This window comes from Paenibacillus sp. HGF5 (assembly GCF_000204455.1).
GTDB lineage: Bacteria > Bacillota > Bacilli > Paenibacillales > Paenibacillaceae > Paenibacillus_AQ > Paenibacillus_AQ lautus_A.
The window spans coordinates 64781-90646 of record NZ_AEXS01000146.1 but is presented as its reverse complement, the minus strand read 5'-3'; the positions used below and the strand labels follow the sequence as shown (position 1 = coordinate 90646).

Sequence of the window (25866 nt, the reverse complement as noted above, 5' to 3'; positions counted from 1 at the left end):
ACATGAAACAGACCTATCCATTTCCTACCGTATCGGTATTCGACATTCCGTTTTCCAAGCTAAGCATGAAAGATACGGTGAAATACCTGACCGAGGCTGTGCAGTCGGGGCAGCCCCACCATGTCATCACGGCGAATCCGATCATGGTGATGACGGCCGTCAACAATCCGGAGTATAAACGGATGATGCAAGGCGCCGAAATCATCGTTCCGGACGGCACCGGAATCGTCTGGGCCGCCGGTGTTGGCGGCGATCCGTTGGAGGGACGCGTAACCGGCTTCGAGCTTTTACATGAATTGTTGAAGGTCGGGGAAACCTATAGATGGAAGTTCTTTCTGCTGGGAACTACCGCCGAAGTGATTCAGGAAGCTGCCGAAAGGTTACAAATGCAATATCCGGCTGCAATTATATGCGGCTGCCGGGACGGTTTTTTTGGGCCTGATGAGGATGCTGCCGTCATCGAACAGATACGGGCGGCTTCACCGGATATTTTGTTTGTGGCGCGCGGTGCGGATAACCAGGAGCCTTGGATTGCCCAGCATAAACAGGCGCTCCAGGTTCCGGTGGTGATGGGCGTCGGGGGATCGTTCGATATTATCTCCGGCAAACTGAAGCGGGCACCGAAGGTGTTCCAAAAGCTGCGTCTCGAATGGTTTTATCGCCTTCTGAAGGAGCCTACCCGTTACAAAAGAATGCTTGCGCTGCCGAAATTCGTAGTGAAAGTGCTGCGCGAGAAAGAAAACGTAACGAAATCGAGCTAAATGGCTCATTTCTGTGGGTAAAATCCGGGAAATCACCGGAAATTGGCATTGGTTTTCGGACCCGAAGGGAGTATAATTCAACCGGTAGACTTTTATTGGGGGTCGAATGATTACATGTTAATGATATACATCATCGGGTTTATCGTATCGCTGGCGCTCGCTCTGCTCTTAACCCCGCTTGTAAAGAAGTTTGCGGTTAAGATTGGTGCCGTTGACGTTCCTAATGCCCGCAAGGTTCATACCCGGATCATGCCCCGACTCGGGGGACTCGGCATTTATCTGGCTTTTATTCTTGGACTGATTGCGGTTCTTCCTTTTTTGCCGGATAGCCTGTCGCCTCGTGATGCCAACTTCATGAAGGCATTTCTGATCGGCGGTTCCATGATCGTATTGATCGGAGCCTTGGATGATCGATTTGAACTTTCGGCCAAAGTGAAGTTTTTGGCTCAGATTGCAGCTGCCTGCGTGGTTGTATTCGGATTTAATATTACCGTGGACTTTGTAAATATACCGTTCCAGGACCGTTACTCCATGCTGGAGAGCTGGGTATCGATTCCGCTTACGATCTTCTGGATTGTCGGCGTAACGAACGCGATTAATTTGATTGACGGGCTTGACGGACTTGCAGCCGGCGTATCCGGCATTGCGATCGGCACGATCCTGGTCATGGCCGTCCTGATGGGCAACACGACCGTAGCCCTGCTCTGCCTGCTGCTCCTCGGCAGCATTATCGGTTTCCTGTTTTTCAACTTTCACCCGGCGAAGATTTTCATGGGGGATACGGGGTCATTATTCCTTGGATTCAGTTTGGCCATGCTGTCCCTGCTTGGATTTAAGCAGATTGCGATTGTATCCTTTATTACGCCGCTGATCATTATCGGCGTTCCGCTGTCGGATACGTTCTTCGCGATCATTCGCCGCAAAATCCAGAAGAAACCGATCTTTGCTCCGGACAAGGGGCATCTGCATCACTGCCTGCGCGAGCTTGGATTCAGCCATCGCCAGACCGTGTTGATCATTTACGTCATTGCCGCGTTTTTCGGCGTATTGGCCGTCATTCAATCGTCGGCTGCCATGTATGAAGCGAACTGGGTGACGTTTGTGGTCATCTGCGTCATGATGTGCTTCATGCAGATCGGTGCCGAAGTCATCGGGCTGGTCGGCAAGACCAAACGGCCGATTCTCGGGCTGATTAACCGGATGCGGATGAAGGCAAATCCCGAAAGCCGCACTAAATAGAACTCATTCTTTTTCATTATGAGTCCGTATGGACATGCCAGCCTCGCCCAAAAAGGGTGAGGCTTTTTTGTGATTTTTTCTAAATAATTGAATGTCTGGGACCGATATATGAACTATGCGCAAGTACCAATCTGTCAGTGAAAGCGAGGGGACCCAGTGAACGACGCAACACCCAAAACGGACGCCAACGTCCGAATGATCAAGGAGGCACAACCGTTGAAGAAAAATTTCCGTACAATAGCAAGCCTGTTATTGGCCATTGCTATGTTCTTTTCCCTTATTCCGGCATTACCGGCTTCAGCTGCAAACGGAGCCTTGTTTTTTCACTTTTCCAATCTAAGTACGGATCCGAATTCTCCAACGCCGGAGAACCGGAGCTCGATTTCGGTTACGGGTACCTACAACGGCATTAACCCGAATACCATCTCGTATGAAATCAAACGGTTCGATGACACGACCACAGGCGGCACCGGCGTCAAGCCGATCCTGGACGAAGCAGCGAATACGTTCGAGTTCCTGAATGTGCAGTTGAATCAGGGAGTGAACAAAATCATCGTGTCCGGTATGAGCACGCAAGGCCAGCAGATGAGTGCTACGGCCTATGTGAAGTTCTCCGATGTACCGGCTGTTTACGAAGTAGCGCTCAGTGATGGACGCGTTCTGGAAGAGAATGCTTCCAAGCCGGTTGTCGTTACTACGCAGACCATCAGCATTTCCGTCAAAGCGACGAATGGATCCAAGGGTGTTACCGTCAATGGGCAGAGTATGTATGCCGGCGGCGGCGATACGTATTACTCCGCAGGGATCCTGCTGCAGAAGGGTGTCAACGATCTGGTGATCGTCGTGAACTCCGAATCGAAATCCCAGACCATCAATAGACAGGTCGTTTATCATCCGACAGGTTCCATAACTGTCAATCAACTGAAGATTGGCGGCACAAATATCGATGGACAGGCGGTTGTAACCGGTACGGTTAACGGCGTCATCTCCGGTTATGTGATCGTGGATGCTCCTCTGGCTGGTACCCCAGCGGTTCCCCCGATTCTTGAAGTTTCCGTATTTCAGGTAGGAGCCACAAATCCGATCACGACCTCGCCGGCAACCGTAGGTGCGGCAAGCTTGCTGGGCAATACCTTGATGTATCCTTTTACAACGACCGGCACTACCAGCATCACTCAGAGTGGGGATTATTTTGTACTCACTAAGGATTCTACCACGGGCTTTGATGTAAAGAATTCTTTTACTTACCGCGATGTCAATGCGCCTACCATCAAGCAGGTGTATCAATTGTACGGCGTAACGGAGAGCGGAGGAACAGTATCGGCTACCTCCCAATCTATTTTCCCAAGCAGTAACAACACCGTCCTGAATGAACTGCCGATCTATTTGATGGTCGATCAAGTGAACGCAGGCAATGTGGAGATTGAGTCCAGCAAGGGCGGCGGCACGATCGCCCAGAAGTTTACCTACAACGGCAACACGGTTTTCAAAATCACGAACCTGCCGACAGGTCAGCAAAATCTGATCATCAAGGTCAGCAATGGGTCGGGCGTTTCCGATACCAAAGTCATCCCGGTGACGTTCTTATCTTCTTCTTATATTGATATTTTCAATTTGTACAACAACCAGGTATTTAAGAACAGCTCAGATTTCAACCAAGTGACAGGACGCATTGTCAACTACACAGGGACTACAGGACTTACGATTTCCCTGAACGGTAACACTCGCGATCTGAACGTGAACGGCAACGGAGAATTCAGCTTTACGGATACGACGTTCCTGCAGCTGATTCCAGGTCCGAATACGTTGGTGGTCGCCGACAAGAGCGGGAAAATCTCGACGAAGCTGACCCTGCTTTATTTTAGCGATACCCGTTCGGTTATCAAAAACATGATCCCATTCCCGGTTGGCTCCGCAACGGAATCCGATCCGGACGGATTGTTCAGAGAAACGGCTGAGAATGCTTACAACACATATGAAAAAGCTTTGGGTCTTCGCTTTGAAGTGGAATACACGGATGAGATTACGGTGAACCTCAGTCATCCGACGCCAACCATCTTTGCAGTCTTTACCAAAAACAACCAAAGTACCTGGACTCTCTCGGGCGGTGCCCTGAAGACCCAATTGGATCCCATTAATCCGGCGGATTACGACCGGTACTTTACCATTGTCAATGGCGCAAACTCCAGCTCGGCCCGCGTGGTGTTCAAAGAGCTCGCACTTCCAGAGGTTGGATTACAGGCAATCAGCATCGGTTCGCGTTATCAGTCGGTTACAACAACCGATACCATCGAAATCACGCGCGAACGTGCACCTTATCAAGTGCTGTCTCCTAAGCTGCCGAACGAAGGCGTGCTGAAACAGAACTTTGTAGAGGTAAGCATCAAGGCTGAAGGCGCCGACGCCATTCTGATTGGCAAAACGCCAATGGTGAAATCCGAAATCAGCGACATTTTCCGTCTTGAGGTAAAGAACCTGAAAAACGGAAAAAACACCATCAAGTTCACGATCGAACAAGGCACCAAAAAGACAAACGGCCAATTCGTCGTAACGTACACAGACGATGCAACGGAAGGCTCCCAGTATAAAACGAATATTTCGAAGTCCGGCAAAGTGTCCGTATTTAAAGGCGGCGTTTCGCTGTCCTTGCCGAAAGGCACCGTGCTTCAGCAGGCGAAATCAAGCCCTACGGCTGAAGTGCCAACGATCAACCTGCTCGGCGAGCATGACATCCTGTTCGGCATTGCCAACCAGATCGATGGTCGTACGATTAAAGCCTATAACCGGATCGGCGAAATCGAGAACGGCGTGGAAATGGACGGACGCCTGTCCCTGATTCCAGGGGATAACAACAATGCGTTCCGTTTCACGCCGGCTGCGCATTTCGGATATTCTTCGCCTCTTTACTGGCTGGACGCAGGTTCGCTTAATGCCTACAGCAGCAACGTGGAAGACTTTAATGTAAAAGCGGCAATGCATCCGTACGCAAAAGGGCACGAATTCCATCAACGTTTGATTCCGCAGAACTGGATGGAGCTCTCCCAAAAAGGTACGATTACCTTGAAATACGATTCCGCGCTGGTGAATTCGGCTTCCAGCAACCTGGGCATCTGGTGGTACAACCCGTCCCAAGGAACCTGGATCAACATCGGCGGAAAAGTAGATGCCAAGAAGAAAACCGTTACCGCTCCATTCAAGGGCTTCGGTTACTACGCCGTTAAATCCTTGCGTTACAGCTATTCCGATGCGATCTCGCATAAGACTGCCCGCAACGATATCGAATTGATGCTGGCCAGAGGATACATGAAAGCGTCCAAGCAGGATGCGTTCGGCGTGTACGATCCGATGACTCGCGGCGAATTTGCTACGATTATCGTGAAGCTGCTGGATATTCCGCTAGATTACGACACCGACAAGAACAAGCTGACCTTTGATGACATTTATCAGGAAAGTGTCGTCAACAGCATGCAGTGGGATTATCGTTACATCGAGACGGCAGCCAGAAAAGGAATCATCCGCGGCATTGCGCCTCGAAGCTTTGCTCCGAATATGGAGCTAACCCGCGAGGAAGCGGCCAACATGATCGCACGCGCGCTGAACCTGAAGATGGGTGAAATCGAAAAAGATAAAGCAGCGCTTCAGAAGCAATTCGAAGATGTGGGCAATATCAAGTCGAACTACTCCTACCCAGCCATTCTTGCCGTAAGCAAGGCCGGCATTCTGACCGGCGTGGCGAACAGCTTGAAGGAAGGCGAGAGAAAGCCGACTTACAACTTCAACCCGGATGCGGTGCTGAATCGCGCGGATACGGCAACCGTCGTTAAACGCATGATGAGTAAGCTGAAAATGCTGTAAGCCATTATTCATAAGTTAGGATTTGCATGACAAAAGGAACGAGAGCCGATGCCCAATTTCTATTGGCATTGCTCTCGTTTTTTCCTGGGCAGCTTTTAATGAACAGGTTATATATGTCATAATTAACAAGATCTTATGGGCGTTATATGCCCCGCGGAAACCGTTTACCAATATCTATTGTTTTGTAATTTCATGTAGAATACGCTACAATAGCGGAAGCACATACTATTTTTAGAGGGTGAAGATGAATTTATGAAGCCGATATTATCAAAAGCGCAGCTCGACTACATGAAGGCGAAGACCAAGTTCGAGGAAAAAGCCAAAGTGATGGAGAAGAAGATTGAGCTGGCTCGTGCCACTCATGATGAGATAACTCAGGAAGTCATGGAGGGACTCGTTGTTGAGACAGGCTTTCATGATTCATTTAACGAAATGACAGCGGCTGAGAATGCGTTGATCCAATGGTCACATACTACAATTAAACATGATAAGACATATCGTACGAATAAAGCGGAGATCGATCAGATGTACAGCACGCTGCACAGCAATCCAGAAATGCGCGCGCGGATTATCCAGCTCGCTATGAAGATTCGCTAGCATTCTACAAAGGACGCCGATGAGGCGTCTTTTTTTGTTGTCGCAATATGTAAATGGAGGGCTGTTATATGAAGCTGGGGGACTTTGAAAAAAATTTTAAAAAAACTTTGCAACTGCCGCAACTTTTTGGAAAATCAAACGTTTATAATGTAGAGCCCAACGAAGTAACCAAGATTATCCGATGCAAGAAGATTGTCTATTAATTAGAAAAATGTTCTTTACGGTGTTGGGGACTCGTTGTATAATACCTAGGTAGGATTAGGAATCTATTCTAGTATGTAGTGTTCTCTCGTTAACAAGATTCTGTGATATCGTCACAGACATCATTTATGATTTATGCTCAACTCGGGAAAGGAGGTGCAGGACAAATGAGTGATAAGAGCTACCAAATTAAAGAAAATAATCAAGTGATGATTCAAGGAGGAGAAAAAAAGGTTATGAAGAAAATTTTATCCGTAGCACTGTCTACAGCAATGGCATTCTCCATGTTTGCTTCTGTTGCATTCGGTGACGACGCACTCAACACTCAACAGAAATTTGATGTACTGAAAGAAAAAGGGATCTTCACTGGTTATCCAGACGGAACTGCTGGCCTGGACAAAGAAATGACTCGCGCTGAGTTCGCTAAAGTCCTGGTTGGTATCATGGGTCTTGAGCCAATCGAAGGCAAAGCATCTTTCAAAGACAAAAACTACAAAGCTGACAAATGGCCAGCTCCTTACGTAGAAGCAGTTTACGCTGCAGGTCTGATGGAAGGTAAAAACACAACGAAAATGATCTTCGACTTCAACGGTAAAATCACCGTTCAAGAAATGGCGAAGGTTCTCGTTACAGCACAAAAACTTGAAATCCCAACTGAAACGAACAACAACGCTTCTGACTGGGCTAAAGGTTATGTGCAAGCAGCAATCAACGCTGGTCTGGTAGACGCTAAAGCGAACCCTAAAGCGAACGCTTCCCGTTCCCAACTGGTTGACGTTGCTTACTCCATCTACCTGGCTCAACAAAAACCAGCTGTAGTTTCTTATGAAGTTAAAGAAGACGGCAAAGTAGTTGAGTTCAAACTTGCTAACAACGAAGTTGTTAAAGTAACTCTGGAAACTGCTTTGAAAGCTAACACAGCTACAGAAGTTAAGTTCTCCCACAACAACTACGACTACACTGAAAGCGTAACTTGGGTTGTAACTGCAGCTACTAAGATCGATTCCGTATCTGCTACCAACTACAAAGAGCTTACTGTTAAGTTCGATGGTGAAGTTGAAGCTAAATCTGCAGAGAACGAAGATAACTACAAAGTTACTGGCGTGACTTTTGAGTCTGCAACTTTGTCTGCTGACAAACGTAGCGTATCTTTGCTGGTTGCCCAAAACTCCTTGCAAGATTTGCCAGTACAAAAAGACGCTAAAGTTGAAATCAAAGGTGTTAAAAACTCCGATGGCTCCAAAACTTTCAACGAAACAGTTACATTCAGAGCGGTTGATACTCAACTTCCAGAAGTAACTGAGGTTAAAGGCCTTGGAACAAAAGCTTTCAAAGTAGTGTTCTCTGAGCCGGTTAAATCCACAACAGCTTCCAACATCTCTAACTACAAGATCGATGGTCAGGCAGTAAGTGGCTGGGTGAAATTTACTTATCCGAATGTTGCCTTCATCACAACTAACATCGCTGTTGGCGAGCACACGCTGAGCCTTCAAGGTGTAGAGGACTACGCTGGTTTCAAAGTTAGCCCAACTGATGTGAAGTTTACCGTAGCTGAAGATACAACAGCTCCAGAAGTGGTATCCGTTAAAACTAAAGACTTGACGAAGGTTGAAGTTGAATTCAACGAATCCGTGAAGTCCGTTGATAAGGTTTACCACACTTCTTCCAGCAAAACGGCTGATAAAGTTGAAATCAAAGATAACGTTGTTGTCTTGACTTTCAGCACTGAGAGCAAGCGCCTGAGCGTTGGTGAAAACACGATTTACCTTGAAGGTGTAAGAGATTACAGTGATAACTCTGCTAACCGTGAAGCTAAGGTAACTCCTGTTCTTGACACTGAGCGTCCAACTGTAAACGGTGTGGATGTTGAAGTTAAAGCTAACAGCACAGCATTGACTCTTAACTTCTCTGAAGATGTTAACGCTGATGACATCAAAAACCGCGACAACTATATCCTGAAAAACTCTAAAGGTGAAGTAGTTACGGATAAAGGCTTCAACAAAGGTAAGCCTGTTAATACCCCAGTATGGGCTAAAAACAAACAAAACCAAGATGTATATAGCCGTGTAGTAATCGAGTCCATCGGTAAACTGCCAGCTGGTAAATATACTCTTGAAGTATCGAACATTCGCGACAGAGCAGCGATCGGTAACACGATGATTCCACAAACTCTCAGCATCGATGTAACTAATACTGATGAGCTGAAACTTGTAAGAGCTTGGTATGATGACACTGATCGTGATGATCTCTACATTGATATTCAATTCAACAGAGCTGTTGCAACGAGCGGTAATGGTTCTGCACTTGATATCAACAAATACAGTTATGTAACTGTATCTGGAAATGTTTATAAAGTATTCCCGACTAAAAATGCTCCACAACCAACATTGAGAAACGCTGATACAGTTCGTCTTACTATTCCGAAAGCAGACTTCGAGAACTATAAGACAGAGCTTACAGGTGCAGACATTCGCGTGACTAATGTTGCCGACCAAAACGGTAACTACTTGTCCGCATTGCAAACTGAAATTAAAAACAGTGTTGAAATTCCTGTAGAGAGCGCTAAAGCTACTGCAGCTAATAAAGTTACTGTAGAATTTAAAGGCAATATCACTTCCGTGGTGTCTAGTGACTTTACATTCGCAGGTATCCGTGCTGTAGCTGGAGAACCTACATTCAGTGATGGTAAAACTAAAGTTGTATTTACTTTGAATAATGACCTGAATCTTGCAGCTCTGGGTAACCTCACTATTGATCCTAAACCGCAAACTGCCGATTACCTTGGTCACAAAATAGAAGCTGGTCAAACAGTAGCTATTAATGACGGAATTGCACCTAAAGCAGTTAGTGCTTCCACAGTAACAGGTAGCGTATATGTAGACGTTAAATTCAATGAGGCTATCAAAGTTTACTATACTCCAGATGCATTTAAAGTATTTGTGAATGGAACCTCGGTGAAAGTTAAGGGTGCTATCCTTAAGGATGGTACTACTGACACTGCACAAATCTGGCTTGAGGAAGCAATCCCAGCTGGTGCGAAGGCTCAAGTTTCCATTCCTTCTGGCAAGTCCATTGTAGACACTGAAGATAATGCTGCTGAAGAAGTTTTCGAAACCATTCAGTAATTCAGTATTTATTCTTAAACCAAAACTGTCCGGATTAATTCCGGGCAGTTTTTTTATTAAAAAAAAGGAGTTAATCAATTTGAAAAAGGAATATAAAATTACAGCCGGAGTAATAATATTAAGTGGTTCTGTTTTGTTAGGTTCTCTATTGGATCTCCAAGTAACTGGCGCTGGCACAACCCCCGGCACCACTGACGACCCGGTCGTCACCAAAAGCTACGTAGACCAACAAATCCAGCAAGCACTGAATGGCGGTGGTGGGGGTAATACCAACCCAACCAATCCTACCCAACCATCCCAAGGTGCCGATGAAGTCAAGAACGTTGCACTGAAGCCAGGCAAGATTCTAATCGCCGACGCAGGAACGGAGTTCATCGTGCGTTCAGGCAATGCTGTGATCTACACAGAAGTCGCTAGCGGCGTTGCGGATCTTACCGATGGTAAAGACCTGTTAAACGGTGAAACGGCGCCTAAGAACCATCTTCTTTCCTTCCCGCGTGAAGGCCGCGGTATCCAGGTGAAAGAAGGCCAGACAAGCAATCTGATTGTCATGGTACGCGGCGGTTACACCATTAAATAGTGTCAGCAACTAGGGGCGTTAGCCCCTGATAAAATTGCCTCTTCGACCAACGGCATTGCGAATAACTTTAGTTGAGTATAATCCTCTTATAATTATTGCCAGTTGTGACAACGTTTTATACGTGTGAGTGCTTTGAAATCGACTCATACTACTTCTGTAAAAACCAATACAGGAGGTGTATTTTCATGGCACGCAGCAGTCGTAATCGTCAAGTGGTTCCGGAGAGTCGTGAAATGCTGAAGCAAATGAAATACGAAATCGCAGCAGAGTTTGGATTACCGGTGGGATATGGTAACAGCTCGTACGGAGCGGATACGGAATTCGGTTCAGAGCTTGGAGCCATCGGGGGAGGTTCCTCCAGCCGTCGTGCTGGATGGGGGCATCTGACATCCCGCGAGAACGGATCCGTTGGCGGAGAGATCACGAAGCGTTTGGTTCAAAACGCCGAGCAAAGCCTCTTCGGCAGACTGTAGTCATTTTTCAATTGTATAGGGAACTTATTCTTGATTAACATCCGATTGAAAAACCCAAGAAAATCCTTGAAAAACAGCTCACTAACTGGATTGACACCTGGTAACAAATAAGTTAATATGCATGTTGAGGATTGTACATTTCAAACCTTTTCCTGTCGGAAAAGGTTCATTTTTTGTGTAGGACCTCTTGATATATCACATACTATTCATATGGGAGGTTGATCTCATGTCTTTAACAGGGCGACGTTTATTTACATCTGAGTCCGTAACTGAAGGACATCCGGATAAAATCTGTGACCAGATTTCTGATGCGGTACTCGATGCTTTTTTGGCTAACGATCCGAACGCACGCGTAGCTTGTGAAGTTTCCGTTGCGACTGGTCTTGTTTTGGTCATTGGTGAAATTAGCACTAAATCTGAATACGTGGATATTCCATCCATCGTACGCAATACCGTGAAGGAAATCGGGTATACCCGTGCTAAATACGGTTTTGATTCCAATACATGCGCGGTGCTGACATCGCTGAATGAGCAATCGGCCGATATTGCACAGGGGGTAAACGCTGCACTGGAGAATCGTGATCCTTCCCAAGTGGACAAGGAAACCGAGAACATCGGTGCTGGTGACCAAGGTCTGATGTTTGGTTTTGCAACCAACGAGACGCCAGAACTGATGCCTCTTCCAATTGCATTGTCTCACCGTATCGCTCGTCGTTTGTCCGAAGTTCGTAAAGACGGTACGCTGGATTACCTGCGTCCGGACGGTAAAACTCAGGTGACGATCGAGTATGACGGCAATACGCCGGTCCGCGTGGATACAATCGTGGTATCGACTCAACATGCCGAAGAAGCAACATTGGAGCAAATCCAGAAGGACATTAAAGAACAAGTCATTCTTCCTGTCGTGCCGGCTGAATTGCTGGACGCAGAAACCAAATACTTCATCAACCCTACCGGACGTTTCGTCATCGGCGGTCCTCAAGGCGATGCTGGTCTGACTGGCCGCAAAATCATCGTGGACACCTATGGCGGCTACGCTCGTCATGGCGGCGGTGCATTCTCCGGTAAGGATCCTACAAAAGTCGACCGTTCCGCTGCTTACGCGGCGCGCTACGTGGCTAAAAACCTGGTTGCCGCAGGACTCGCGGACAAGTGCGAAATCCAATTGGCTTACGCCATCGGTGTCGCTAACCCGGTGTCGATCAGTGTCGACACATATGGTACAGGTAAAGTAAGCGAAGAGAAGCTGGTTGAGCTTGTGCGCAACAACTTTGACCTGCGTCCGGCTGGAATCATCCGTATGCTGGATCTTCGTCGTCCGATCTACAAGCAAACGGCGGCGTACGGACATTTTGGACGTACCGACCTGGATCTGCCTTGGGAACGGGTTGACAAAGCCGAAGCGCTGAAAGAACAAGCTGGCGTAAACTAAGGTAATTTTAGGATATGTTCCGGATATAAAGTTTAGGCATGTGCCATTCCATTTTTCTTTTGAAAAAAGGCACATGCCTTTTTGTGTTTAAAATCCTCTCAAGATGTAGTGATGAAACTGGAGATGGAATTAGAATTTATGACAAAAATGCAATAATTATAAAGCCGATGCCTAGTATAGGCGCCGGCTTTTTTAATTAATAAATGGTAATAAAGGAATATACTTTATGACAAACTAGTTACTTTTGGATGAAAATATAGTAACATAGGATTGATTTACATAGACTCCTAAAAAATGCCGCTACAATTTTGCTAAGACTTGGTGTACGATACGCGAAAGTGTTTTTTTTATAACAAATTCGTAACTTTTCCTCAAAAATGAAGTCTATTAAATAGAGACTTTATATGTTCGGCATCCGTGTTGAACGAGAGATGGGAGAGTTACGATTACATGGTTAGTCAGGGGAAAACACTGAAGTCTGCAAAATCAGGCGTGGGCAAGAAATGGTTGATTATCACATTGGCCGGGGTCATCTGGGTGGGCCCTGTGCTGAGCAGCGGTATACCAGTGATAGGGAATCTATCAACATCTTCGGTAGCATACGCGGCAACCACATCAGCGAAGAAGCTGGGTGAGGAAATCATTACGTCCGGCGCGGTTTTGATGAAGTATCAGTATATCAACAGTGCCGGCGCGAAATCGCTGGCGAATGTCATCCGGGTGGATCTCAACAACAAATATGTGAAGCTGGATGTCATGACAGGGCAAGGCAATCAATTTACTACAAGACAAAGCACGGGCGGAATGGCGAAGGAAAACGGCGCGGTAGCAGCGATCAACGGGGATTTCTTTAACACCGGCAGAGAAGGAGCGCCGATGGGCGCGCAAGTCTCGAATGGTCTTTTGATGTCTTCGCCTTCTGATCTTAAGGGCATGTACGCTTTTGCCGTAACGAATGATGGAAAGCCGATCCTGGACGAGTTTGCCTTTTCGGGAAGCATTACCGCTGAGAACGGAACCACATTCCCGCTGGCAGGCATGAACAAAACAGCATATACACCCGAAGGTACCGGATCGAATTACAGCCATGTGAACGCAGCTTATATATACACAAGTGCATGGAAAGCTCTGGAGCGTCCGAAAAACAGCTCAAGCACACCGACCGAAGTGATGGTGACCGACGGGATCATAACGGATATTTCGGTGATGGCCGGAATACCTACGGCAGTTCCGGAAGGAAGCTACATTCTTCGTACGCATGGCGCCGCAGCCGAGTTCGTGAAGAACAACCTGGCCGTAGGCCAGAGGTTAGAAGCGGATTATGCGCTCGTATCGAAAAAGACCGGTCAAAAGCTGGATCCTACGAATCTGCAGATGATGATTGGCGGACATACGATACTGGTGGATAACGGCAAAGCGACGTCCTTTTCAAGAAACGTGAATGATCTTGGAGGCAATCGTGCGCGTACGGCGGTGGGTTACTCCAAAGACGGACGTTACGCCTACCTGATCGCTACGGAGAGCAACGATAACAGCAAAGGCATGACGCTGCAGCAGCTTCAGGATTTCATGACAAAGGTTGGCGTTTGGAAGGGAATGAACCTCGACGGTGGCGGATCGACAACGATGGTTAACCGACCGTTAGCCGAGATGAATACCCAGCTGACCTTCAACACGGAGTACGGAACGACGCAGCGAAGCATCGTTAATGCACTCGGCGTGTTCTCGACGGCACCTCAAGGCAGCTTGAAGGGCTTGAAGGTAAGCGGCAGCAACACACTGCTGATTGGGCAAATCGGCACGTATGAACTCAAGGGCTATGATACCTACTATAATCCCATTGAGGCTGGCTCGATTAAACCGACCTGGAAATCCAGCAATGGCAACCTTGCGGTTAACGGTCAGAGCATAAAAGCGACAAAGCCGGGCACATCGACCCTGACGGCGGTAAGCGGCAGCACGAAGGCAACGATGCAAGTGAAGGTGCTGGGTGCAGATGATCTCGTTGCCTTGACTACAGGCGTTTCCAGTGCACCGCTGCAGGCTGGAACGAGCGTTTCCGTACCGGTAACCGCCGTAACGAGCAGCGGCCAAAGCTTGGAGGTTCCGAGCAGCGCGCTGAAATGGGAGTTTATCGGCTTCAAAGGCAGCGTCAAAGACGGCCGCCTGACCGTATCCTCCGTGAACAGCAATACGAAAGTCGGTTATGCCATCGCACGATATGACGGATTTAGCACAGTCGTTATTTTGTCGGCAGCAGGCGAGAGCACGTGGGAGAACTTCGAGAATGTGAATTACCCGGTGAAGTTCACGACCAACGTGCCTGCAGTTACCGGGACGGCAGCGATCCAAAATGGCAGCGGAACAAAGGCAACCTCCAAAGTCTTGAACCTAACCTATGATATGACAGGCGGGCTGGGACAAAAAATGTACGCTTATGCCGAGCTGAATGGCACGACAGGCAAAACGATTCCTGCACAGGCAACGTCGATGACGATTGACGTGGAGGGAGATAACAGCCTGAATTGGCTGCGTGCGGAGCTCAAGGACAATAACGGGAAAACCGTGTATGTCGATCTGGCTAAGGCCATTGATTGGAGCGGCTGGAAGACGCTGAGCATCGATTTGAGCGGATATAACATTGCGTTCCCGGCTCAGATGAAGCGGCTTTATGTCGTGAACGTGGAAGAGGGTCAGGACGAGCGTGCATTGACTGGAGCCGTGTCTTTTGACGATATTCGCTTCACGATGCCGTCTCTTTCAGGAAATGAAGGACTTCCAACGGGTAAAGCGGTCATGACCATTGGGCAAAAATCGCTCATGCTGAATGGTTCGAAAGTGGCAATCGATTCGGCACCAATCCTGAAGAATGGAACGACCTATGTTCCGATTAAGCATGTGCTCGACGCCTTCGGCGGGCAAGCGACCTGGAACCAATCCGCGCAGCGGGTAGGCGTCCTGAGAGGCGGCATGCTCATGGAATTGACGGTAGGCAAAAAGGAATTCATCCTCAACGGTAAACGCAGTTCGGCGGCTGTGGCACCTATGGTTCAAGGCGGTAGGACTTTGGTCCCTCTTCGTCTCGTTTCCGAGCAATTAGGCCTTAAAGTAAAATGGGACAAGAACACGAAGACCGTTACGATCGAATCATGATATGGTATGATATGTATATGAAACGTTAGAAATGGAGTAGAGTGCGTGGATTATCAAGCCGATGCCATCGACCGTGTCATAAAAAATGCCATCAAAGTGATGGAGGACAGCAAATACCAAATGTTCGAAATATTGGAGGCGTCGCGGCAGGAGCTCGCGTCTCTCAATCATGAACTGCAGCGGACATTAAAAGAAACGACGGAAACCTTAGAAAAGGTGGATCAGCTGGAGCTGAACTACCGCCGATCCCGGATCCGGCTGACCGAGGTCAGCCGAGATTTCGTCCGGTACAAGGAAGAGGACATCAAGCAGGCGTATGAGAAAGCAACGCAGCTTCAGCTTGACCTCATGATCTACCGGGAGAAGGAAATGTATCTGAAGGCAAGACGAGATGAGCTGCAGAAGCGGGTTCGCAATGTCGAGAACTCGGTGGAGCGCGCGGAATCGATCGGATCTCAGATGGGCGTGGTGTTGGAATACTTGTCCGGCGAGCTGGGCCAGGTATCCCGAATCATCGAATCTGCGAAGAACAGACAGGTCATTGGACTCAAAATTATTCTGGCGCAGGAAGAGGAACGGAAGCGCATATCCAGAGAGATTCATGATGGACCTGCGCAATTGCTGGCGAATCTGGTTCTTAGGACGGAAATTGTAGAAAGAATGCTTGCAAAGCAGGAATTTAAGATGGTGCAGGACGAAATAGTAGATTTGAAGGGCCAGGTGCGTTCGAGCCTGGAGGAAATGCGAAAAGTCATCTTCAATCTGCGTCCAATGGCACTCGATGATCTAGGATTAATCCCCACACTGCGTAAATATGTGCATGATTATGAAGAGAAATCGAAAATCCGCACGATCTTCGAGACACGGGGGAAAGAGCATCGTCTCTCTTCTGCGATGGAGGCGGCCATCTACCGGTTGGTGCAGGAAGCACTTTCGAATGCTGCAAAACATGCTTACCCGACTTATGTGCTTGTTGAAATCACCTACCAGGCGCAATTGGTCAAAATCGTGGTACAGGACAATGGCCTGGGATTCAATGTCGATTTGCTGGAGCAGAAAAGCAAGGACCACTTTGGGTTAATTGGCATGCGGGAGAGGGTTGAGCTGCTCGAAGGGAGAATGGAGATCGATTCAGCCGAGAATCAAGGAACCAAGATCGTGATTCATATCCCGACGAACGTAGAAAAGAGAAAGGAGTAATCGGATGGAACATTTGGAGAAAGAGAACACGATTATCAAAGTATTATTAGCGGATGACCACCAGCTGTTTAGGGAGGGTCTGAAACGCATACTGAATATGGAGGACGACATTGACGTAATCGGCGAATGCGGCGATGGCATTCAAGTGCTTGAGTTCTGCAACGAAGTGAAGCCGGATATCGTGCTGATGGATATCAACATGCCGACCGAAAACGGCGTTCAAGCGACCGAGAAACTACGTGAAATGTTTCCTGAGATCAAAGTTATTATTCTGTCGATTCATGACGACGAAAGTTATGTGTTTGAAACGCTCCGTAAGGGAGCGAACGGTTACCTCCTGAAGGATATGGAAGCCGAGTCACTGATTAATGCGATTCGTTCGGTACATGAGGGATATGCATTTATCCATCCGAAAGTAACGGGCAAGCTGATCCACCAGCTCCGCCGGATGACGTATGTAAACGAAGCAGGCGCGATGGCGGAGAGCGGTTCGCGTGAAGCTGGAGTCAAGTTTGTGGCAGGCGAGAACAACCCATTGACAAGGCGCGAAGCGGAAGTGCTTAGACTAATGGCCGAAGGCAAGAGCAACAAGATGATTGGGGAATACCTGTTCATTAGTGAAAAAACTGTAAAAAACCACGTCAGCAGCATCCTGCAGAAGATGGAAGTGGACGACCGTACGCAAGCGGTTATCAACTCGATCAAATATGGCTGGGTGACGTTGTAATCGCCGATCCGAATGCACGGACGCGTCTTACATAGGGAGGGAACTGCCAAGGGCGGTTCCTTTTTGTTATGATCATTAGGGATTTACAGCATGGCTGAACTCTTTCGGTAACTAGCATACATAATGAACAACTGCTTATACCGCTGTCTGTTATTGATTAAAGTGCGAGGGCTTTATTGGTATCGCAAGAACGGCGGCCTATCTTGTAGAGGGAATGTCGAAACGTCTTCCTTATGGCAAATAAGCCGTTCCCGACAAGTTCCGTGTGGGCACCGGTTACATAACTGTCACCGTCCTTTCCTGGTCAGCATATATTGTTGATAAGAGAAGGAGGTGAGTCTCATGGTTGCCCAATTGCTGTGGATACTCGCGGTGTACGGGATCGCTGTTGCTCTGGTTCATATCGTGCATGCCCGTCATCTCCGAAGAGCTAGTGAAGGCACGGGGCGGCGCAGGCATTATGTGCTGATCACGTCCAACCATGAGCGGCAGGTGGAATGGTATTTGAGAGCCCTTTCCTGGTATGCCCTGCTGAGCGGGACGCGCGTGCGCGTCACCGTCCTTGATGACCAGTCGTATGATGATACGTTAAAGATTGTCAAGAGATTGACTCATTTGTCCGGAATTGAACTGGTATACGGGACTTGGAGATCCGGTGATCCGTCATCACAAGAAACGGATGTCGACCCAAATGAAGATGAAGTTATACGGGTCGATCTGAGAAACCCGATGGAGGCTGTTCAGATTCCATATGTACAGGGATAAACATCGGCAAGTTGTTTTGGTTCCCGGGATGATACTCATATTGTTGAAGGCGTGAAGCACACTCCGAGCGTATAGCGAGGGCTGTGCTTTTTGCGTTTATTGGCGTATTGGGGTGGAAGATGTAGAGATCAGATGCTAATAAATCGTAGCTGTGACAGTAATCGACAAAAGTTGTTGTGCAATGGAGATGTTTTGGTTTGGGTGATCTGGGCGTTGAGGTGAGAAACAAATATGAAATGGAAGTCACTGCAGTTAGATCAGGACGATGGTGCATCTATATTGATTGAGAACTAACTAGAACTCGGGTTTGAGTTGTTGAAGATGAGGAAGCTAGGTATTTGAGAAAGAAGCCCAATTAAATAGCTATTCACGGAGCTCTATCGAATCTTTCATACAATGCTTCCCCGACTGGTATTAGATTCACCAGTTTTTTTATGAAAGGAGGATCTGAAAAGCAACTGAAGCATGTTGTAAACTACCAAGTTCCAGTACCCATAAATGATCTTTTGAGCTGTTTATACGTCTCAATATTGGAGTTGATGTCATGCAGATTGCCATTTATGCCATTCGAGAAGCAGAGAAATGGAATTGCTATCTCTCGCTGGATATGAGGGTGGATCTTCAATGGTGGTATGGAAGAATGAGAAAGGCGGACGAAAGGGCCGGTACACCGTTATTGGTGCTGCTGTCCTCTCGAGTACCACTGGGATGGGCCGTTGAAATCCAAGAGAGATTTCAGCCGATTCCAGACATGGATCGATGGGAGAGGCCAGATTGGCAGAGATATATGTATCAGGCATTAAGCCCGCTTTTACTGCAAGAGCCGGAGGGAAATAGGTCGAAATGGAGCGCCTTGTTGCAGGAAACCCAACTGTTGGATGGGACTTATCTAAGTTCCCTGATCGAGAAGGGAGCCGTGCTAGTGGGCTGGGATGCACTGGTGCAGCAGGCTGAGCTGCTGATCGAGTGCATGGCCGGACGAGCATTGCTTGCCGGCGAGGTCGAGGCATTGCTAGGGGAGGTCGCCGTGGGCACGAGCGACTGGTGCGCTGCGGCCCAGCTCGGCGTCCTGCTGGGCCGCCTGCGTTTGGAAGCGGGGCTGGCACAGCCCGCCCCGCGCAGAGGGCCCGGCTGGCTCTGCCGCCGGGCCATGGCCCCCCGCTGCCGGCGCTGCGGCAGCGAGGCCAAGAGCCGCACGGCATGCGCCGCGTGCGGCTCGGCGGTTTGCGCCTATTGCGAGGCCTGCCTCGCGATGGGGCGCAGCCGCGCTTGTGCCCTGCTGCTGCATGGCTCAGCAGGGTCGGCCGTGCGGGGCACGGCCGGGGGTTCCCCCACCGCGGCCTTGGGCCGGTGGGGGCTTAGCGCAGCGCAGAGCGCCGCCGCTGGCGCTGCGCTGCGGTTTTTGGCGGACCCGCCCGCAGGGGGCTCCGCGGGGGCTGCCGCCCGGTTTCTCATCTGGGCGGTGACTGGTGCCGGAAAGACCGAAATGATCTTTCCGCTGCTGCAGTCCATTCTGGATGCGGACGGACGCGTCTTGGTCGCCGCGCCAAGGCGGGATGTGGTGCTGGAGTTGGCACCTCGGTTATCGAAGGCTTTTCCCGAGGAGACGGTGGTCACGTTATATGGCGGAAGTCCGGAGCGTTGGAAGCGGGGGAGCATCACGCTGGCAACGACGCATCAGCTGCTGCGATTCAGGGGAGCTTTTGATCTGGTCGTGATCGACGAGATTGATGCCTTTCCCTATCATAACGATCCGATGCTGGATTACGCGGCCAAGGGTGCTTGCAAACCAGGGGGGAAATATATCTATCTGTCAGCTACCCCGCCAACGCCTCTACAGCGCGAAGCAGCTGCTGGCCGATTGCCACATGCGAAAGTTCCCGCACGCTTCCATGGTCATCCGTTACCCGTTCCTCAGAAACTGAAAATGTTTGCGGTGAGCCGCTGTCTTCAAGAAAAAAAGCTTTCCCCACTCCTGGTTCGCAGCCTGAGTGCCTCTCTGAGACGCGGAGCTCAAGTGTTCCTGTTCGTTTCCCGGATCAAGCATATTGATCCTATTCTGGAACTGCTCCGCAAGGCGATTGCCCATATGCCGATTGAAGGGACTTCATCCATCGACCCGGAGCGGGCGGGCAAAGTGATGTCCTTCCGAAACCGCGAGATTCGCTTGCTGGTGACAACAACCATTCTTGAACGCGGGGTAACGGTTCCCAAGAGTGATGTTTTTATTTTGGATGCAGATAGCGAGCTATTTGATGAAGCGGCCTTGATACAGATGGCTGGACGTGCGGGCCGATCCAAGGATGATCCGGCAGGACGGGTAGTGTTTGCTGCGCCGCAATGGACCAGGTGCCAAAGCTCGGCAGTTCGGCAAATCAAGGCTATGAATCGAATCGCTGGTAAGGGCGGATATTTACGACAAGTTCAAGAATTGTCGGGTAAATAAGGGGGTGACTGTGAGCCAGCGTATGAGCGTTAATAAGAGTTCTCGTCCTCCTGATATAATCTCATGGTACCTTATGGAATCTAATAGATTCACATAGATACTTTTAGTTCCCATACACTCTCATCTCTCACAGATACTCGCAGTCTTCCATAGATTCTTATAGTCTATTGGATTTCTTAGATTCTCTTAGGTCCCCAATGTCTCTCATAGTTCTCAGATTCTTTTAACTCCAAACCATCCTTACATAACGAGGATAATAGATGACCGAGATGACTGTTGTTGACATGGTAATGGATCGAGGGCTTCAACAGCTTCTGCGAATGGAGGTTTAGTGACTGATTTTCATCCGAATCGAGGGTTCGCGGCCAAAGCGCAAGTAGATATTAATCCCGAATCATTTAACACATTCAATATAAGCGAAATAAAAGGTTATATCAGTGGCTGCAATGGCGATATGTACGTACTGTATATCCACTCTGTAGTCTTTTATCCCAGAGTGGCATTCTTTTTTCAATCTAACCAAGAAAGGAAGGTTTGTATTTGATATCCAACGTCTTAAGCCAACTCCTCGGGCACATGCATCGTTTGCTAAAACCGATGGACGAGATCTGCCTCACTTGCGGAAAAATAGGCTCATGTAACCAGGAACTTCCGGGGATATGCCATGCCTGTTATCGGCAGATCCCATGGATTTTCAAACCCCGATGCTTGCGATGTGGGCGGGGAATCGGTTGTCCCGACTGTACTCGATTAGGCGTGAACGATCGGAGCTTTGTTTCGAATCGGAGTGCGGTAACCTATGACGCGCAGATGAGGGAGTGGCTGGCCCAATATAAATATAGGGGGAATGAGCGGTACGCGCCTCTTTTGGTCGAGATGATGCTGAGAGCCTTTACGATGTTCCATCGAGAGGCGAACGTCCGTCTGGGTGATCATCGTTTGCGGAACGCGCATAGTGTACCCTGGAGCATACATGCGGTTACTTCGGTTCCGGTTAGCCAGGAAAGGCTGCGGGAGAGGGGCTTCAATCAAGCGGAAGTGCTGGCAAAGGGGCTTGCGGCTAGCATAAAAACTCCTTATGTTCCGTTGCTGGAACGTAACCGTCACACGAATAAACAGAGTTTTAAGAGCCGGATGGACCGGCTAAAGGATATGGAGGGTGTTTTTGGCGCGTTACAGCATGCACCCGAAGTGTTGAGGTCTATAAGTAAGCTGGGCGCAGCGAATATTGGTTCTCCAGAGGAGATATTACCGATCATGGGGCCACTTCGTATATTACTCGTCGATGATATTTATACCACCGGGAGTACGATTAACGCTTGCGCGCAGGTTTTGCGAGGATACGAATCCTTCTTGAAAATGCCTATCGAGATTTATAGTTTAACCTGGGCCCGCTCATAAACAACCGAAATAGGAAAAATATGTGGATTCTCCTTTCGAATGATAGACGTAAGCCCTCAGATAATGTAATCTAGGGGTATCAAAGGTTCTATGTGGCATGGAGGTTGTTGAGCATGAATTTGGGGAATTGCCCTCGGTGCGGCAAGTTATATACGGTGAATATTCGGGAAATGTGTCCTGAATGCATGAAAGTGATTGAGAAGGAATACGAGAAATGCGCAACCTTCCTGCGTGAGCAAAAAGGCGCAACCATCCATGAGGTATCTGAGGCTACGGAAGTATCCGTGCGGCAGATTACGAAGTTTATCAAGGAAGGCCGGATCTCGATTGCGAACGCGCCGAACCTGGCGTATCCTTGCGAAGTGTGCGGAACGTTGATTCGCGAGAGCAATATGTGCGAGTCCTGCCGGACGCGATTAACGAGGGAGCTAAGGCAGGCGGCTGCCGGCGACCAGGAACATCAGCCTGGGTCCCGCAAAGACAGAGAGACTTATAGTGCAGTCGATAAACTGCGCAAATACTAACTTTTGAACTATTAACAATGTTTCATATCCGGCCGATAAACTTAGTAAAGCTTATCGGTCTTTTATTTTAAGTGAGGTGAATAGGGCGTGAAGATTAACGAATCGGGACGTGTGAACGGCATCAATTCGTATCAACGGAATATTGAATCTCGGGAGATGCAGCATATCGATAAGAAGAAACGCCGCAAGGATGAAGTATCAATCTCCCCGGAGGCGATGGAACTGAGTGCACAGAGTAAAGTACAGGATCCGGAACGCGCGGAGAAGATCCAGCGTTTGAAGGAAGCTGTAACCAACGGCACATATGAAGTGCCGGTTGATCGTTTGGCAGACAAATTACTCCCGTATTTTCAATCCTACAATAGATCAGGTGAGTCCAAGTGAGTGCTAGATCCATAATCGAATATATGAAGCGTCAGGATGAGCTGCATCAGCAGCTCATAGAGGCAGGGAAAGATAAAAGGCAAGCCATTCTGGATAACGATGTGGAACGTCTTACAGCGGTCATGACCAAGGAGAACCGCCTGCTGAAGCAGGTGGCGGAAACGGAAGCGCTGCGTCAAGGTGCCGCAGATGATTTTTTGCGTGAGAAGGGCATCCGCTCCCAGCTTCAGCTGACGGTTACTGAAATGACTCGTCTTGTATTTAACCCGGATGAAAAAACAGAGCTGCAGAATGTGCAGCAGCAATTGATGGACAGGCTTATGGAGCTCAAAGAACTGAATGCCATGAACCGGGAATTGATTGAGCAGTCTCTGGCATTCATAGATTATAGTTTGAATTTATTAGTCAGCCGTCCGGAGGATGATATGCTTTACCAGCATCCGCAACATCAGAATCCGGCGGGCAAAGGCCGAAGCATGTTTGATACCAGGGCATAAGCAGAAAGGAAAATGTAGATGAGATCCACATTTCATTTGCTCGAAATCGGAAAGAGGGGCTTGATTGCCCAGCAAGCTGCACTTAACACAGCTGGTCATAACGTTACGAACGCGAATACGCCGGGATATTCCCGACAGACAACCCGCCTGGTTGCAGCTAATCCGATCGCTTTTCCGGGATTGCAGCGTTCTCAAGCGGCCGGTCAGCTCGGGATGGGCGTAGAAGCGGAGAGTATTCAGCGGGTTCGGGATTTCCTGCTGGATATCGAATACCGCAATCAGAACACGAATTTGTCGACATGGAGCGTTCAGCAAGAGACGCTTTCAAATATTGAGGGGATTTTTAACGAGCCTTCGGACAGCAGCCTGAGCGCAAGTATTGCAGAGTTCTGGACGGCTTGGCAGACGCTGAGCAAGAATCCAAGTGACACCGATTTGTCTGCTCGTATGGCAGTTCAACAGAAAGCGATCGCTTTGACGGAGACGTTTAACCATATTTACTCCCAATTGGATACGCTCAGCAACAACTTGACATCCCGCATCGACACCAAGGTAGCGGAAGCTAATAACTATATTGAGCAAGTGGCTGAATTGACGCAAAGCATTAAACGGATTGAGGGTCTTGGCGATAACGCCAACGATCTGCGCGATAAGCGGGATCTGCTCGTTGATCAGCTATCATTGCTCGGAAACGTCAATGTCACGGAGACCGGGGACGTTTATCAAGTGACGTTTGGCAACCAGGTCGTGGTTGACGATATGACGTTCACCCCAATTACTAACGCTATTGCCGGCGCATTGACCGGCGGGGAGATTGCTGGTTATGTGACCTCTCGAGATGTACATGTTCAAGGGTATATTACCCAGTTGAACATTATGGCCAATACACTGGCTACAGGAAAGGTGGAAGTGACACTGCCCGCTGGAACTATTCTTCCTCCAGGTGTCAACATACCGAATGCGGTTATGGATGCGAATAATCCACGTAAGCTCGCTGAGGATACCAAGCATACGGTTGATGGCCTTAACGGATTACATAAGTTAGGTTATACCCTCAATGAGCCGGCCACAACTGGTGGCGACTTCTTTGTCTCTGCTAACGGCGGGCCAATTACGGCTGGTAATATGAGATTAAGCCAGACGATCCAATCTGATCTGAAGAACATCGGGGCTTCCCTGCGGACCGAAATGAAAACCAATCCGGATGGAACAACCTCTGAGGTCGTTCTCAAAGGTAACGGCGGCATGGCGCTTCTGATCGCCGGATTGTCCGAACGTACGTTTAGTTTCAATCCGAACAACAGTAACGGTGCGGTAACGGATATTACGAACTTTGAAGGATACCTGCAGTCCGTCATCTCCAAATTAGGCACGGACAGCAGTAACGCCATCAAGATGGTGGAGAACGGCACGCTGTTGGTTGAGCATGCAGACACACTGCGTCTATCCATTAGCAGTGTATCGCTTGATGAAGAGATGTCGGATCTTATCCGCTTCCAGCATGCTTACAGCGCATCATCACGTGTGGTTACTACCATTGATGAGATGCTGGACAAATTAATTAACGGTACCGGCGTTGTCGGCAGATAGGAGGAATAAATTATGCGCATAACCCAATCCATGATGACTAGTTCCATGATGAGTGGTTTGCAAGGTAACTATCGCAGACTGGATAAGTATCAGGAACAAATGATGACCCAGCGCAGAATCAATCGTCCTTCCGACGATCCCGTTGGTGTAGCCAGTGCGCTCCAGTATCGTGGCCAGATTACTGCTACGACGCAGTTTGAGCAAAATGCGGAGGATGCGGATTCGTGGTTGAAATACGGAGATACAGTCATGACCGAGGTCACACAAATTATTCAAAAACTTTCAGAATTAGCAGTTCAAGGTGGTACGGATACAGTTCCAGCGGATGCACGGGAAAACATAGCAGCAGAAGTGGATCAGTTATTTCAGCAACTTGTTTCTCTTGGTAACTCACAATTCAAAGGAAAGTATATTTTTAATGGTGAGAGAACCGATGAGAGACCATTCCCAGATGATCCAACGCAAACTGCATATGCCCTGGATAATGGCGAAGTAAGGTATCAAGTTGGTGCTGGAATCACGGTATCTGTGAATACGTTGGGCGAAAAAGTATTTGGAGCCTACGGAGACGCCTCGGGAATATTTGCTGTGGTAGACAATTTTAAAAAGGCATTACTGGCGGACGATACAGCAGGTATACAAAGTGCCATTCCTTCACTGCAAAAGAATTTGGAGACGACAATTACGTCTCAAGCCGAGATGGGGGGGAAACAAAATCGTCTGGAGTTTACTCTTAATAGACTTGGCGATTTAAACATTAACTACATGGATTTACAATCGAAAGTGGAAGATGCGGATATTTCCAAAGTCATTATTGATCTCAAGACATCGGAGAGTGTTTATCAGGCTTCTTTAGATACTATGGCTAGAATCATTCGTCCAAGTTTGTTGGATTTCCTAAGATAAAGGAGGATAT

18 protein-coding genes are annotated in these 25866 nt (G+C 48.4%); all 18 read left to right on the top strand.

All coding sequences use genetic code 11. The features are described 5' to 3' along the window. Positions 1–2: 2 nt before the first annotated feature. The 18 genes from HMPREF9412_RS23425 to flgL all read left to right on the top strand — a co-directional run bounded on the left by HMPREF9412_RS23425 (position 3) and on the right by flgL (position 25856). A complete protein-coding gene (locus HMPREF9412_RS23425) occupies positions 3–761 on the top strand; it encodes a WecB/TagA/CpsF family glycosyltransferase (RefSeq protein WP_009594258.1) in 759 nt (252 codons plus the stop codon). A 114-nt stretch (positions 762–875) separates the two neighbouring features. After that, positions 876–2000: a glycosyltransferase family 4 protein gene (locus HMPREF9412_RS23420; RefSeq protein WP_009594254.1), complete on the top strand. Its 1125-nt coding sequence runs from the start codon at positions 876–878 to the stop codon at positions 1998–2000. Positions 2001–2216: 216 nt separating this feature from the next. Then, positions 2217–5855: an S-layer homology domain-containing protein gene (locus HMPREF9412_RS23415; protein ID WP_009594225.1), complete on the top strand. Its 3639-nt coding sequence runs from the start codon at positions 2217–2219 to the stop codon at positions 5853–5855. A 252-nt stretch (positions 5856–6107) separates the two neighbouring features. Then, positions 6108–6452, top strand: coding sequence for a hypothetical protein (locus HMPREF9412_RS23410; RefSeq protein ID WP_009594240.1), 345 nt, complete (start codon positions 6108–6110; stop codon positions 6450–6452). Between the two features lie 368 nt (positions 6453–6820). Continuing rightward, positions 6821–9778 carry an S-layer homology domain-containing protein gene (locus HMPREF9412_RS23405; RefSeq protein WP_009594231.1) on the top strand — a complete coding sequence of 986 codons (2958 nt, stop codon included), beginning with the start codon at positions 6821–6823 and terminating at the stop codon, positions 9776–9778. A 79-nt stretch (positions 9779–9857) separates the two neighbouring features. Further along, positions 9858–10358 carry a hypothetical protein gene (locus HMPREF9412_RS23400; RefSeq protein WP_036673258.1) on the top strand — a complete coding sequence of 167 codons (501 nt, stop codon included), beginning with the start codon at positions 9858–9860 and terminating at the stop codon, positions 10356–10358. 185 nt (positions 10359–10543) lie between these two features. Then, on the top strand, positions 10544–10831 hold the full coding sequence (locus tag HMPREF9412_RS23395) for an alpha/beta-type small acid-soluble spore protein (protein WP_009594238.1): 288 nt from the start codon (positions 10544–10546) through the stop codon (positions 10829–10831). Positions 10832–11057: 226 nt separating this feature from the next. Then, positions 11058–12263 carry a methionine adenosyltransferase gene (gene metK / locus HMPREF9412_RS23390; protein ID WP_009594211.1) on the top strand — a complete coding sequence of 402 codons (1206 nt, stop codon included), beginning with the start codon at positions 11058–11060 and terminating at the stop codon, positions 12261–12263. 450 nt (positions 12264–12713) lie between these two features. After that, positions 12714–15416: a phosphodiester glycosidase family protein gene (locus HMPREF9412_RS23385; protein WP_009594276.1), complete on the top strand. Its 2703-nt coding sequence runs from the start codon at positions 12714–12716 to the stop codon at positions 15414–15416. 45 nt (positions 15417–15461) lie between these two features. Continuing rightward, positions 15462–16616, top strand: coding sequence for a sensor histidine kinase (locus tag HMPREF9412_RS23380; RefSeq protein WP_009594214.1), 1155 nt, complete (start codon positions 15462–15464; stop codon positions 16614–16616). Positions 16617–16620: 4 nt separating this feature from the next. After that, positions 16621–17343, top strand: a complete 723-nt coding sequence (locus HMPREF9412_RS23375) for a response regulator (protein WP_009594205.1) — start codon at positions 16621–16623, stop codon at positions 17341–17343. 342 nt (positions 17344–17685) lie between these two features. Next, positions 17686–18108, top strand: a complete 423-nt coding sequence (locus tag HMPREF9412_RS23370; protein ID WP_009594266.1) for a hypothetical protein — start codon at positions 17686–17688, stop codon at positions 18106–18108. A 544-nt stretch (positions 18109–18652) separates the two neighbouring features. Beyond that, entirely contained in the window at positions 18653–20554 is a 1902-nt protein-coding gene (locus tag HMPREF9412_RS23365) for a DEAD/DEAH box helicase (protein WP_036673254.1), read from the top strand. A gap of 1514 nt (positions 20555–22068) precedes the next feature. Then, positions 22069–22479 carry a TIGR03826 family flagellar region protein gene (locus HMPREF9412_RS23350; RefSeq protein ID WP_009594229.1) on the top strand — a complete coding sequence of 137 codons (411 nt, stop codon included), beginning with the start codon at positions 22069–22071 and terminating at the stop codon, positions 22477–22479. A gap of 87 nt (positions 22480–22566) precedes the next feature. Continuing rightward, complete coding sequence (gene flgM, locus HMPREF9412_RS23345) at positions 22567–22863, top strand: flagellar biosynthesis anti-sigma factor FlgM (protein WP_009594284.1); 297 nt, start codon at positions 22567–22569, stop codon at positions 22861–22863. Next, positions 22860–23360 carry a flagellar protein FlgN gene (locus HMPREF9412_RS23340; RefSeq protein WP_009594257.1) on the top strand — a complete coding sequence of 167 codons (501 nt, stop codon included), beginning with the start codon at positions 22860–22862 and terminating at the stop codon, positions 23358–23360. Before flgM ends, HMPREF9412_RS23340 begins: the two co-directional genes overlap by 4 nt. 18 nt (positions 23361–23378) lie before the next feature. Further along, positions 23379–24950: a flagellar hook-associated protein FlgK gene (gene flgK / locus HMPREF9412_RS23335; RefSeq protein WP_009594236.1), complete on the top strand. Its 1572-nt coding sequence runs from the start codon at positions 23379–23381 to the stop codon at positions 24948–24950. Between the two features lie 12 nt (positions 24951–24962). Then, positions 24963–25856 (top strand): flagellar hook-associated protein FlgL, encoded by an 894-nt coding sequence (flgL, locus tag HMPREF9412_RS23330; RefSeq protein WP_009594233.1) that lies wholly within the window; start codon positions 24963–24965, stop codon positions 25854–25856. Positions 25857–25866: the final 10 nt, after the last annotated feature.